This window comes from Methylobacter sp. S3L5C (assembly GCF_022788635.1).
In the GTDB taxonomy this organism is placed as follows: domain Bacteria; phylum Pseudomonadota; class Gammaproteobacteria; order Methylococcales; family Methylomonadaceae; genus Methylobacter_C.
This window is the reverse complement of sequence record NZ_CP076024.1, coordinates 634,863-648,741: the sequence shown is the minus strand read 5'-3', so window position 1 is coordinate 648,741 and position 13,879 is coordinate 634,863. Positions and strand designations below refer to the sequence as shown.

General features: G+C 41.5%; 9 protein-coding genes and 4 tRNA genes. All 13 read left to right on the top strand.

Translation table 11 applies throughout. From position 1 onward, the window contains the following. Nucleotides 1–221 precede the first annotated feature (221 nt). The 13 genes from KKZ03_RS03190 (at nt 222) to rpoC (ending at nt 13,838) form a co-directional block, all read left to right on the top strand. Nucleotides 222–306 (top strand) — tRNA-Tyr (locus tag KKZ03_RS03190). A gap of 22 nt (nt 307–328) precedes the next feature. Next, nucleotides 329–402 (top strand) — tRNA-Gly (locus tag KKZ03_RS03185). Nucleotides 403–417: 15 nt separating this feature from the next. Then, a tRNA-Thr gene (locus tag KKZ03_RS03180) sits at nt 418–493 on the top strand. 32 nt (nt 494–525) lie between these two features. After that, entirely contained in the window at nt 526–1,716 is a 1,191-nt protein-coding gene (tuf, locus tag KKZ03_RS03175; RefSeq protein WP_243220006.1) for an elongation factor Tu, read from the top strand. Between the two features lie 48 nt (nt 1,717–1,764). After that, nucleotides 1,765–1,840: transfer RNA gene (locus KKZ03_RS03170), tRNA-Trp, on the top strand. A 43-nt stretch (nt 1,841–1,883) separates the two neighbouring features. Beyond that, nucleotides 1,884–2,279 (top strand): preprotein translocase subunit SecE, encoded by a 396-nt coding sequence (gene secE, locus KKZ03_RS03165; protein WP_243220004.1) that lies wholly within the window; start codon nt 1,884–1,886, stop codon nt 2,277–2,279. A gap of 4 nt (nt 2,280–2,283) precedes the next feature. Next, entirely contained in the window at nt 2,284–2,817 is a 534-nt protein-coding gene (gene nusG / locus KKZ03_RS03160) for a transcription termination/antitermination protein NusG (protein ID WP_243220002.1), read from the top strand. 111 nt (nt 2,818–2,928) lie between these two features. Then, nucleotides 2,929–3,360: a 50S ribosomal protein L11 gene (rplK, locus tag KKZ03_RS03155; protein WP_243219989.1), complete on the top strand. Its 432-nt coding sequence runs from the start codon at nt 2,929–2,931 to the stop codon at nt 3,358–3,360. Next, a complete protein-coding gene (rplA, locus tag KKZ03_RS03150) occupies nt 3,360–4,055 on the top strand; it encodes a 50S ribosomal protein L1 (RefSeq protein ID WP_243219985.1) in 696 nt (231 codons plus the stop codon). The genes rplK and rplA overlap by 1 nt, the downstream gene beginning before the upstream one ends. 184 nt (nt 4,056–4,239) lie before the next feature. Further along, a complete protein-coding gene (rplJ, locus tag KKZ03_RS03145) occupies nt 4,240–4,737 on the top strand; it encodes a 50S ribosomal protein L10 (RefSeq protein WP_243219984.1) in 498 nt (165 codons plus the stop codon). Nucleotides 4,738–4,784: 47 nt separating this feature from the next. Beyond that, on the top strand, nt 4,785–5,153 hold the full coding sequence (gene rplL, locus KKZ03_RS03140; RefSeq protein WP_243219983.1) for a 50S ribosomal protein L7/L12: 369 nt from the start codon (nt 4,785–4,787) through the stop codon (nt 5,151–5,153). Nucleotides 5,154–5,292: 139 nt separating this feature from the next. Then, nucleotides 5,293–9,384 (top strand): DNA-directed RNA polymerase subunit beta, encoded by a 4,092-nt coding sequence (rpoB, locus tag KKZ03_RS03135; RefSeq protein ID WP_243221746.1) that lies wholly within the window; start codon nt 5,293–5,295, stop codon nt 9,382–9,384. Between the two features lie 248 nt (nt 9,385–9,632). Continuing rightward, entirely contained in the window at nt 9,633–13,838 is a 4,206-nt protein-coding gene (gene rpoC, locus KKZ03_RS03130) for a DNA-directed RNA polymerase subunit beta' (RefSeq protein WP_305852365.1), read from the top strand. Nucleotides 13,839–13,879: the final 41 nt, after the last annotated feature.

Sequence of the window (13,879 nt, the reverse complement as noted above, 5' to 3'; positions counted from 1 at the left end):
TGAGTGGTCTGTTCGGTATTATTCGAAAAATTAAGTAATATTATCAGTATTTTCCTTACTTAATAGAGTTGTGTAGCATAGCGGGGCTTTTTGGTTCTTTTGCGTTATAGTGTTTTGAGCTGGAAAGTGCAGGAATAATAGTTTGAATCTTTTAATAAAAAATAAATAAATGATTGACAGGCGGTGTCTTGTAAAAGATAATAGGCCTCTTACCCGATATAGGAGGGGTTCCCGAGCGGCCAAAGGGATCAGACTGTAAATCTGCCGGCTCTGCCTTCGGAGGTTCGAATCCTCCCCCCTCCACCATCACTTGAATTTAAAAAAATCTGCGGGTGTAGTTCAATGGTAGAACTCCAGCCTTCCAAGCTGATCACGTGGGTTCGATTCCCATCACCCGCTCCAATTTTCTGAGATTAAGCTCATATAGCTCAGTTGGTAGAGCACTTCCTTGGTAAGGAAGAGGTCACCGGTCCGATTCCGGTTATGAGCTCCATATTGTATTGCGATTGTTATTAGGTGTGAGTTATGGCCAAAGAAAAATTTTCACGTAGTAAGCCTCACGTAAACGTAGGCACAATCGGTCACGTTGACCATGGCAAAACAACACTAACTGCTGCTTTAACAACTGTAATGGCTAAATTGCACGGTGGTGCAGTTAAAGCATTTGACCAGATTGATAATGCGCCTGAAGAACGTGCTCGCGGTATCACCATTGCTACGTCACATGTAGAGTATGAATCTGCAGTTCGTCATTATGCTCACGTTGACTGTCCAGGTCATGCTGATTATGTAAAAAACATGATCACTGGTGCTGCGCAAATGGATGGCGCTATTTTAGTTTGTTCAGCTGCTGACGGTCCTATGCCACAAACCAGAGAGCATATCCTGTTATCAAGACAGGTCGGTGTTCCTTATGTTGTCGTGTTCCTTAATAAAGCTGATATGGTTGACGATGAAGAGTTGATCGAATTGGTTGAAATGGAATTGAGAGAGTTGCTGGATATGTACGAATTTCCAGGCGATGATACTCCTATCATCAGAGGTTCGGCGCTACTTGCATTGCAAGGCGATGAAAGTGAAATCGGCATGCCTTCGGTAATTAAGTTGGTAGAGGCTCTGGATACGTACATTCCTTTGCCGGAAAGAGCAATCGATGGTGCGTTCTTGATGCCTATTGAAGATGTTTTCTCAATTTCAGGTCGTGGTACGGTAGTAACCGGTCGTATAGAGCGTGGCATTATCAAGGTTGGTCAAGAAGTTGAAATCGTTGGCATTCGACCAACAGTAACGACAACTGTCACTGGCGTTGAAATGTTCCGTAAATTGCTCGATCAAGGTGAAGCTGGTGATAACGTCGGTTTGTTATTGCGAGGCACGAAAAGAGACGACGTAGAGCGTGGTCAAGTTTTGGCGCACAAAGGCACGATTAAGCCACACGCGTTTTTTAACGCAGAAATATATATATTGTCAAAAGATGAGGGCGGTCGTCACACGCCATTCTTTAATGGTTATCGCCCACAGTTTTACTTCAGAACTACTGACGTAACCGGTGCGGTTGATCTGCCAGAAGGCATTGAAATGGTAATGCCTGGTGACAATATATCTGTAAAAGTTAAATTGATTTCACCGATCGCTATGGAAGACGGCTTGCGTTTCGCAATTCGTGAGGGTGGTCGTACAGTAGGTGCGGGCGTTGTTGCATCTATACTTGAATAGTGCTTTAAATTAGTATAATATAGCAAGTTCTGTAAAGTTTGTCTGAATAGGTCAGTAGTTCAATTGGTAGAATGGCGGTCTCCAAAACCGCTGGTTGGGGGTTCGAGCCCCTCCTGGCCTGCCAGTCAGATTAAACAAATCGATTTTCTTATAATAATAAATAACACATGAATACTCAAGCAGAGCCAGCATCATCAGTTGCTGATATTGTCAAGCAGGTTTTTTCTGTTGTCCTGGTAGTCGCTGGTATAGCAGCATTCTACTATTTCTCGGCAGATCATTCTTCTTTTAAAGAGGTCCGTTTATTATATCGAGTCTTGGGCTTGGTTGGTGTCATGCTGGTTGCATTAAGTATGCTACTGACTACTGTTTTGGGTCGTAATGTTTGGGGTTTCGCTTTAGAGTCGCGGCAGGAAGTCAGGAAGGTTGTGTGGCCGACTCGAGAAGAAACTATTCGGACTACCTTGCTGGTATTCGCTATGGTGTTTATTGTAGGGTTGATTCTCTGGTTGTTGGATATGTTCCTCTTCTGGGGTGTTCGTTATTTGACTGGTCAGGGGTAAAGTAATGGCGCTACGTTGGTATGTTGTTCACGCCTACTCAAACTTTGAAAATAAAGTTAAGCAAGCATTGGAAGACAGGATTAAAAGGGAGGGTCTAGAACACTGTTTCGGAAAAATTCTCGTTCCTACTGAAGAAATTGTTGAGATGCGAATGGGGCAGCAACGTAAAAGTGAAAGAAAATTCTTTCCTGGTTATGTTCTTGTTCAGATGGAATTGACTGATGAGACATGGCATTTGGTTAAAGATGTTCCCAGAGTATTAGGTTTTATTGGTGGAACTTCAGATCGTCCTGCACCTATCTCAGAAAAAGAAGCATTATCCATACTTAATAGAGTAGAAGAAGGTGTTAATAAACCTCGCCCTAAAACGTTATTTGAGGCTGGAGAAGTAATTAGGGTAATTGATGGTCCATTTAAGGATTTTAATGGTGTTGTTGAAGAAGTTAATTACGAAAAAAATAAGTTAAAAATTTCAGTGCTTATTTTTGGCAGGTCAACATCGGTTGAGTTGGGTTTTGGGCAGGTTGAAAAAGGCTGATACCAAAACGTAAGCATTGCGTTTGTTTTACCGAATCTTTGTCTGAGTAAGGCAGAGATTTTTGTGTCTAGGGGGAGCTGAAAAGCGTTCGTACCCATATTGGAGTAAGAAATGGCAAAAAAAATAACAGCATATATAAAACTGCAAGTAAAAGCAGGTGAAGCAAATCCAAGTCCACCAGTAGGGCCTGCCTTAGGGCAGCGTGGTGTGAATATCATGGAGTTTTGTAAAGCATTTAATGCCAAAACACAAGATGTAGAAAAAGGTTTGCCACTTCCTGTCGTCATTACAGTTTATAGTGATCGTAGCTTTACTTTTATTACAAAAACTCCACCAGCTTCAATTTTGCTGAAGAAAGCGGTAGGCATAAAAAGTGGTAGTAGTAATCCCAATACCAAAAAAGTCGGCACAGTGACTGTGGCGCAATTGGAAGAAATAGCTAAAACAAAAATGGAAGATTTGAATGCCGCAAATCTTGAAGCAGCGATAAAAACAATTGCAGGCAGTGCGCGTAGCATGGGCCTCACTGTGGAGGGTTTGTAATGGCCAGGTTATCAAAAAAAGCAAAGCTAATTAAAAGTAAGGTCGATAGAGCTAAACAATATTCAGTCATTGAAGCAGTGCAAATATTGAAAGAGCTAGGTACCGCAAAGTTTAATGAAGCCATTGATGTTAGTGTTAATTTAGGTGTTGATCCACGTAAATCTGATCAGAATGTACGTGGAGCGACTGTACTTCCAAATGGTACGGGAAAAACAGTTCGCGTGGCAGTATTTACTCAAGGTCCAAATGCAGATGCAGCAATAGCAGCAGGTGCCGATATTGTTGGTATGGAAGATCTTGCTGAACTGGTTAAAAAGGGCCAAATGGATTTTGATGTGGTTATTGCGTCCCCGGATGCCATGAGAGTCGTTGGGCAATTAGGACAAATTTTAGGTCCTAGAGGTTTGATGCCAAATCCTAAGGTAGGTACAGTAACTGCTGATGTTGCGACAGCTGTGAAAAATGCTAAATCCGGACAAGTTCGGTACCGAACTGATAAAGCGGGTATTATTCACTGCACATTAGGCAAGGTAACTTTTGATGTGGCAGATATTCAAGGAAATCTGGAGGCCTTGCTGTCAGATTTAAGAAAAGCCAAGCCGACCGCTGCTAAAGGTATTTATATTAAAAAGATAACCTTGTCTTCAACAATGGGCCCAGGTCTGTGGTTGGACGCAAGTAGTATTGCAAGCTAAAAGTTATAAAAGACTTTCGGTTGCCGTGTAACACGGTAACCGTCAAAGACCGCAGGGGTTGTATAACTTAATTTTCCTGCGTAGACGGGAATTGAACCTGAAAAGGGGGAAAAGCCGTAAGGGGCATCTGAAAAGATGTGTATTATTAATTCTGGAAATAACCAGAAAATACCGGAGCTAAGCTGTGGCACTAAATTTAGACGGCAAAAAGGCTGTCGTAGAAGAAGTAGCTCAATTCGCTGCAAAAGCACATTCTGCTGTTGTGGCAGAGTACCGTGGACTAACTGTCACGGAATTAACTGAGCTACGTAAAACTGCTAGGGAGACTGGCGTTTATCTACGTGTAGTCAAAAATACATTGGCAAAACGCGCTGTTGCGGGAACGGAATTTGAATGTATGCAAGATGGGCTAACAGGGCCATTATTAATTGCATTTTCTATGGAAGATCCTGGTTCTGCCGGACGTTTGATCAGTAATTTTGCCAAAACACATGACAAATTAATTACCAAGATTGTTGCTATTGGTGGTCAGGCATTTGATGGGTCTGAACTTGCCCGATTGGCAAGTCTGCCTACACGCGATCAAGGTATCAGTATGTTGATGTCTGTAATGAAAGCACCTATAGAGAAATTTGTGCGTACCTTGGCAGCTGTTAAAGAACAAATGCAAGAAGCAGCATAAATATTATATATCCAGTTTAAAACCAAATTATTTTAGAGGAATACACAATGGCGATTTCACAAGCCGATATCTTAGAAGCAGTATCAAGCATGACTGTTATGGAAATTGTTGATTTAATTTCAGCAATGGAAGAAAAATTCGGCGTATCTGCAGCTGCTGCAGTAGCTGCTGCTCCTAGTGCGGCTGCCGCAGTAGTTGAAGAGCAAACAGAATTTGATGTTATTTTGACATCTTTTGGTGCAAATAAGGTTGCTGTTATTAAAACAGTGCGCAGTATTACTGGTTTAGGCTTAAAAGAAGCCAAAGATGCAGTTGAAGGCGTTCCTACAGTTCTAAAAGAAGGCATCCCTAAAGCTGAAGCCGAAGATATTAAAAAGCAGCTGACTGATGCTGGCGCTACTGTCGAAATTAAATAATAAATTTTGACGAGACTGAAGAGACATATTTATAGTGTCTCTACTTAAGTATGGCTGGTGGCACTATGTCACCGGCCTTTTACTGCTTGTAACAAATACACAGTAGAAATAATTCATGACGAAAAGGTTTGGAAGCGATATGTCCTACTCTTTTACCGAAAAAAAGCGTATTCGAAATAACTTTGGGAAAAGTACTGAGGTACTTGAGGTTCCCTATCTCTTGGCAACTCAGATTAATTCATATGCCGGCTTTTTGCAATCTGGCGTTACGCCTGAAAAGCGTCTGGACACTGGATTGCATGCTGCATTCTCCAGTGTTTTCCCTATTGATAGTCATTCTGGCTATGCCGTGCTGGAATATGTCAGGTATAGGTTGGGTGAGCCCACTTTTGACGTAAGAGAGTGTCAACAAAGAGGGGCGACTTATGCCGCTCCTCTAAGGGTATTAGTGCGCCTGGTTATCTATGATAAAGAAGCCTCTGCTAATGCCAAGGTTGTTAAAGATATACGCGAGCAAGAAGTCTATATGGGTGAATTGCCCTTAATGACTGATAATGGTACCTTTGTTATCAACGGCACTGAGCGTGTTATTGTATCCCAGTTACATCGTTCGCCAGGTGTATTCTTTGATCATGATAAAGGTAAAACTCATTCGTCAGGAAAGTTATTATTCAATGCCAGGGTAATTCCGTATCGAGGCTCTTGGCTTGATTTTGAATTTGACCATAAAGACTGCGTTTATGTGCGGATTGATCGCCGCAGAAAAATACCAGCAACTATTTTACTAAGAGGTTTAGGTTACGATAACGAGGAAATGATTAAGATTTTCTTCGAAACTAACAAATTTACCTTAACTGCGCAAAAGTGTCTTTTTAATATTGTACCTGAAAGAATGCGCGGTGAAATTGCAGCATTTGATATTAAGTATAATGACCAGATATTAGTAGAAGAAGGGCGTAGAATCACTGCCAAGCATATTCGTGAGATGAGCAAAGCAGGTTTGACTGAAGTCGACGTTCCCAGAGAGTATCTGGTAGGCAAAATTCTCGGCCATAATCTTGTTGACCAATCGACGGGTGAGTTAATTGCCAGTGTTAATGATGTGCTGACATCACCCTTGATTGAGCGTTGTTTAGAAAGTGGTATTACTGAAATTAATACCCTGTTTGTTAACGACTTGGACAATGGGCCATACATCAGCAATGCGATGAGAATAGATACAACCTCAAATGCTTTAGAGGCATTAGTTGAAATCTATCGTATGATGCGTCCTGGCGAGCCGCCAACTAAAGAATCTGCTGAAAATTTGTTTCAGAATTTGTTTTTTACAGACGAACGATATGATTTATCTACTGTTGGTAGAATGAAATTTAACCGTCGTTTAGGGCGTGAAGAAACGACAGGTCCAGGTACATTAACTAAAGAAGATATTATTGATGCCCTTAAAGAATTAATCGCTATTCGTAATGGCAACGGTACTGTTGACGACATTGATCATTTAGGTAATAGACGGGTGCGTTCTGTTGGTGAGATGATCGAAAATCAATTTCGTGTTGGTTTGGTTCGGGTTGAGCGCGCAGTTAAGGAACGCTTGACATTGGCCGATTCTGAAGGCTTGATGCCACAAGAGATCATTAATGCAAAGCCGGTTTCTGCTGCCGTTAAAGAATTTTTCGGCTCAAGTCAGTTGTCGCAATTTATGGATCAAAATAATCCATTGTCGCAAGTGACTCATAAGCGTCGTGTATCCGCTTTGGGGCCTGGAGGATTGGCAAGAGAACGCGCTGGTTTTGAAGTCCGTGACGTACATGCCACTCATTATGGTCGAGTCTGTCCAATTGAGACGCCTGAAGGGCCAAACATTGGTTTAATTAATTCATTATCAGTGTATGCTCGTACCAATGGTTACGGCTTCTTGGAAACACCTTATAGAAAAGTAATTAATGGTGTGGTTACTGATGAAGTTGACTACCTTTCTGCTATTGAAGAGGGTGAGTTTGTTATTGCTCAGGCCAGTGTTGCTGTTGATAAAAAAGGTAAATTGGTAGAAGGTTTGGTGTCCTGCCGTCATAAGGATGAATTTGCTTTGGCGATGTCAGATACTGTGCAGTACATGGACGTATCTTCAAAGCAGATTGTTTCGGTTGCGGCGTCTATTATTCCGTTTCTTGAGCATGATGATGCTAACCGTGCATTGATGGGTTCAAACATGCAACGTCAAGCTGTTCCTACATTAAGAGCTGAAAAGCCATTAGTGGGTACGGGCATGGAAAGAATTGTTGCTAAAGATTCAGGGGTAACAGTAGTTGCTGCACGCGGCGGTAGTATTGAAGCGGTGGATGCAGCAAGAATCGTTGTTCGCGTCAATGATACAGAAACCGAAACAGGTGCTCCTGGTGTTGATATTTATAACCTGACTAAATACACGCGCTCAAATCAAAATACTTGTATTAATCAAAAGCCTTTAGTAAAGCCCGGCGACATAGTTAATGCTGGCGATATTATGGCTGATGGGCCTTCTACCGATATGGGCGAGTTAGCCTTGGGGCAGAATATGTTAGTCGCATTTATGCCCTGGAATGGTTATAACTTTGAAGATTCTATTTTAGTATCAGAGCGTGTTGTTAAAGAAGACCGTTTCACTACGATCCATATCGAAGAAAAAACGTGCGTTGCCAGAGATACCAAGCATAGTCCGGAAGAAATTACGGCTGATATTCCTAATGTCAGCGAAGAAGCCTTGTCCAAACTTGACGCTTCAGGAATTGTATATGTAGGAGCCGAAGTTAAAGGTGGTGATATCTTGGTGGGTAAGGTCACGCCAAAAGGTGAAACTCAATTAACCCCCGAAGAAAAACTATTACGTGCAATTTTTGGTGAAAAAGCTGCCGATGTAAAAGATACGTCATTACGTGTACCTGGTAGTATTGAGGGTACGGTTATTGATGTTCAGGTATTTACTCGTGATGGTGTAAAGAAAGACAAGCGCGCTCTTGATATTGAGCAGGAAGAAATTAAGCGCTACAGAAAAGATCTGGATGATCAGCTTAAAATCCTGGAAGAAGATATTTTCGCTCGTGTTGCCAGGATGCTGATAGATAAAGTCGCCCAAGCAGGACCTGGTGGTCATAAGGCTGGTTCCATAGTGACGCAAGCTTATCTGGGCAGCTTAAGGCATTCTGAGTGGTTAAAAATCAAAATGAAAGATGAAGATATTAATCTTCAGTTGGAAACTGTTGTTGCTCAAGTTGAGCAACAAAGAAAAGATTTTGATGAGAAATTCGAAGTCAAGCGTAAAAAGATTACAATGGGCGATGACTTGGCACCAGGTGTGCTTAAGATGGTAAAAGTATATCTGGCTGTTAAGCGACGCATTCAGCCAGGCGATAAGATGGCTGGTCGTCATGGAAATAAAGGTGTTATTTCCATGATTAGACCTATTGAAGATATGCCTTATACGGCTGATGGTAATCCTGTTGATATTGTTTTAAATCCTTTGGGAGTGCCTTCACGGATGAATGTGGGTCAGGTGCTTGAAACACATTTAGGCTGGGCCGCAAAAGGTTTGGGAATCAAGATCGGTAAAATGCTTGAAGCTAAATATGAGGCAGAGAAAGAAAAAGTAACTGCTATCAGGGAGTATCTCAATAAAATCTATAATAGTAGTGGTCGCCAAGAAAATTTGGCCTCATTTTCCGATAAAGAAATTTTGGAAATGGCTGGGAACTTGGTTGGTGGAGTCCCAATGGCGACACCGGTATTTGATGGTGCAAGTGAAGATGAAATTCGCGCCATGTTGAAGTTGGCAGATTTGCCTGAGCATGGACAAGTAACGCTTTATGACGGTTTGACCGGTGAGCCGTTTGAGCGAGAAGTTACCGTTGGTTACATGTACATGCTGAAGTTGAACCATTTAGTTGATGATAAAATGCATGCGAGATCAACAGGTCCTTATAGTCTTGTTACCCAGCAACCACTAGGCGGAAAAGCACAATTCGGTGGTCAGCGTTTTGGAGAAATGGAAGTTTGGGCTTTAGAAGCTTATGGTGCAGCTTATACTTTGCAGGAAATGCTGACTGTTAAATCAGATGATGTAACAGGTAGAACGCGTATGTATAAAAACATCGTGGACGGTGATCATAAAATGGAAGCTGGTATGCCGGAATCTTTTAATGTTTTGATTAAAGAAATTCGTTCATTGGCAGTAAACATAGAGTTACACCGAGAGTAGGATAATATCCTGACTAAGGTGCAAATGCTGCGAAGCAGCATCTCTACCTTAGTTTATAAGGGATTTAGTTTTTTAATAAAATAAATTATTTATTTAAAAATGACCTAAATTCCTTATACCTTAATTAAGTGCACCTTTAATTCGGTCATTTAATCTGGGCAATACCGAAATTTGTACTGTAGGGGCGCACATGTCGCGCCTAAGCCTGTTCTGGACTACGCCAGAAACTATTTAAAGAGGACAAGCTCTTGAAAGATTTAATGAATTTCTTAAAGCGTCAAGGTCGTGCTGATGATTTCGATGGAATCAGTATTGGCTTGGCATCACCAGACATGATCCGTTCCTGGTCTTATGGTGAGGTAAAAAAACCTGAAACAATTAATTATCGTACTTTTAAGCCTGAACGTGATGGCCTATTTTGCGCTAAAATTTTTGGTCCAGTCAGTGATTATGAATGCCTGTGTGGTAAATATAAGCGTCTGAAGCATCGTGGTGTTATTTGTGAAAAATGTGGCGTAGAAGTCACGCTATCAAAAGTTCGCCGCGAAAGAATGGGGCATATTGATTTAGCCAGTCCTGTTGCGCATATTTGGTTTTTAAAATCCTTGCCCTCAAGAATTGCGTTGCTATTAGACATGACGCTACGCGAAATTGAGCGGGTTTTATATTTCGAATCATTCGTTATTCTAGATTCAGGTATGACCCCTTTAGAAAAGGGGCAGTTATTAACTGATGATGAGTATCTTGATGCTGTAGATTTACATGGCGATGATTTTGTTGCCAAAATGGGCGCAGAAGCCATTTATGATTTACTGAAAGCTATTGACTTAAAAGATCAGGTTAATACGCTTCGTGAAGAAATAAATTCAACAAATTCAGAAACCAAAATTAAAAAATACTCAAAGCGTCTTAAAGTTATGGATGCGTTATTGAGTTCAAAAAATCGTCCAGAGTGGATGATTTTAAAAGTACTTCCGGTGTTGCCTCCTGAGTTACGACCGTTGGTGCCATTAGATGGTGGTCGTTTTGCTACTTCTGATTTGAATGATTTATATCGTCGTGTTATTAACAGAAACAATCGTTTGAATCGTTTGTTGGACTTAAATGCTCCAGATATTATCGTTCGTAATGAAAAGCGTATGTTGCAGGAGTCTGTAGATGCGTTGTTGGATAATGGCCGTCGGGGCAGAGCTATTACTGGAACCAACAGGCGTCCACTGAAATCATTGGCTGATATGATTAAGGGTAAGCAAGGACGCTTTAGGCAAAACTTGTTAGGTAAGCGTGTCGATTATTCAGGTCGTTCGGTTATTGTTGTAGGCCCTACGTTAAGGTTGCACCAATGTGGACTGCCTAAAAAAATGGCATTAGAGCTGTTTAAGCCGTTTATTTTTAGTAAATTACAATTCCGTGGTCTTGCTACAACCATTAAAGCTGCAAAGAAAATGGTCGAACGAGAGGGTGCCGAAGTATGGGATATACTGGAAGAGGTTATTCGTGAGCATCCGATTTTATTAAATCGTGCGCCAACGTTACATCGATTGGGTATTCAGGCATTTGAGCCTACCTTAATTGAAGGTAAGGCAATTCAGCTGCATCCATTAGTGTGTAGTGCCTTTAACGCAGATTTTGACGGCGATCAGATGGCTGTTCATATTCCATTGTCTATAGAGGCGCAGATAGAAGCCAGAACATTGATGATGGCAACTAATAATATTTTATCACCGGCTAATGGTGAGCCTGTTATTAACCCGTCTCAAGACGTGGTTTTGGGGCTTTATTACATTAGTCGTGAAAAAATAAACGCTAAAGGTGATGGTAGTATATTTGTCAGTGTTGGTGAAATTCATAAAGCTTTATTAGCTAAATCAGTAGAATTGCAATCAAAAATACAATTGCGCATTACTGAAAAAGTGATCAATGAGCAAGGTGAGACTGAAGATAAGACTCACAGGATACATACTACTGTTGGTCGTGCGTTAATTTGGGAGGTAGTTCCTGATCGTATGCCTTATGATTTAGTTAATTGTGATATGACCAAAAAGAACATATCACGGTTAATAAATTACAGTTACCGTTACTTGGGCAACAAAGACACTGTCGTGTTGGCTGACCAATTGATGTATTTGGGCTTCAGGTATGCAACCATTTCCGGGGTATCGTTTGGTATAGAAGACATGGCGATACCTGCTAAAAAGGTTGATATTATTAAAGCGGCTGATAAGGAGGTTAATGAAATTCAAAGTCAGTATGCCTCTGGTTTGGTTACTGATGGTGAGCGATATAATAAAGTTGTTGATATTTGGTCGCATGCTAATGATCAAGTTGCCAAAGTAATGATGGACGGGTTAGGTGAAGAGTCTGTTGTTGATGCTGAAGGCAATACAGTAAAACAAAAGTCGTTTAATTCAATCTTTATGATGGCTGAATCTGGTGCGCGGGGTTCTGCTGCTCAGATTCGTCAGTTAGCAGGTATGCGGGGTTTGATGGCAAAACCTGATGGTTCTATTATTGAAACGCCAATTACTGCTAACTTTAGAGAAGGTCTTGACGTACTGCAATACTTTATTTCTACTCACGGAGCGCGTAAAGGTCTTGCTGATACTGCTTTGAAAACGGCTAACTCTGGGTATTTGACACGACGATTGGTAGATGTTGCGCAGGATTTGGTTATTACCGGCAATGATTGTGGTACTTCCAATGGCTTAATTATGACACCCATTATTGAGGGTGGCGATGTAGTCGAGCCATTGTCCGAGCGCGTACTGGGTCGGGTTGCTGTTGATGACATAATGGATGCGTCTGGGGAAAACATAATAGTACCCGCCAAGACTTTATTGGATGAGCATTGGGTTGCGATTCTTGAAGAGCAAAGTATTGATCAGGTATTGGTTCGTTCGATTATTACATGTGAAAATAGACATGGAGTTTGTGCTGCTTGTTATGGGCGTGATTTAGGTCGTGGGCATTTGGTGAATATTGGTGAGGCAGTGGGTGTCATAGCTGCGCAATCGATCGGCGAGCCAGGAACTCAGCTAACTATGCGTACCTTCCATATTGGTGGTGCAGCATCAAGGTCGGTTGCCATTAGTAGCGTACAGGTAAAGTCTGCCGGCATAGTGCGTCTTAACAATCTAAAGTCAGTAATTAACCGCGAAGGTAAGCTTGTTGCAGTATCAAGATCAGGTGAAGTAGGTGTGGTAGATGATTATGGTCGCGAAAGAGAGCGCTATAAAATTCCTTATGGAGCTGTGCTTTCGGTTCAAGAAGGTTCAAAGATTAACGCAGGAGATATTATTGTCACTTGGGATCCATTTACCCATCCTGTTATTACCGAAGTTGAGGGTATTGTTGAGCTCAAGGATTTTATTGATGGCGTGACTGTACAGAAACAATCTGACGAAGTTACCGGCTTGAGTTCGTTGGTCGTAACCGATCCAAAGCAACGTGGTTCTGCAGGTAAAGAATTACGTCCAATGGTGAAGTTATCGGATAGTGAAGGCAAAACAATCTATTTGCCAGGTACTGAAATTCCTGCGCAGTATTTCTTACCTGCAGGTGCTATTGCCGGTATAAAAGATGGTGGTGAAGTTAAGGTTGGTGATGTATTGGCAAGGATTCCCCAAGAATCAAGTAAAACCAGAGATATAACTGGTGGTCTGCCGCGTGTTGCCGATTTATTCGAGGCCCGTAAAACTAAGGATCCGGCAATTCTTGCTGAAACCAGTGGTACTATCTCATTTGGTAAAGAAACCAAAGGCAAGCAGCGTGTCATTATTACTGATACAGTTGGCGACCTTATTGAGACATTGATACCAAAATGGCGTCATATCACTGTATTTGAAGGTGAGTATGTAGAAAAAGGCGAGACTATTGCGGAAGGTGAATTAACACCTCATGACATTCTCAGGTTGAGAGGTATTGAAGAATTAGCTAACTATCTGGTTAAGGAAATCCAAGACGTTTATCGCTTACAGGGTGTAAAGATTAATGATAAGCATATTGAAGCAATCATACGTCAAATGCTTAGAAAGGTTGAGATCACAGCATCTGGTGATACCGGCTTTTTGAAGGGTGAGCAAGTTGAGCGCGCGGCGATGAGAGTCGAGAATGACAAAATGGAAAGTGAAGGCAAGATTCCTGCCAGTTATGAATCTATACTGTTAGGTATTACTAAAGCTTCGCTGGCAACTGAATCATTTATATCGGCAGCTTCTTTTCAAGAAACAACAAGAGTGCTGACTGACGCGGCTGTGCGTGGGTTGAGTGATGGTCTTCAGGGGTTAAAAGAAAACGTTATTGTCGGTCGATTAATTCCTGCTGGCACGGGTCTGGCTTATCATGAAAACAGAAAAAACAGGTTTTCTCAGAATCAGGTGGTAGAAAGTGATGCGTCTGTTGCTGTTGATGCTGGAGATGTAGAAGAGGCTCTTAAACAAGCATTGAACGTTTAAATATAATGTAAATAATTTTAAAGAAATGAACTTGACCTGAC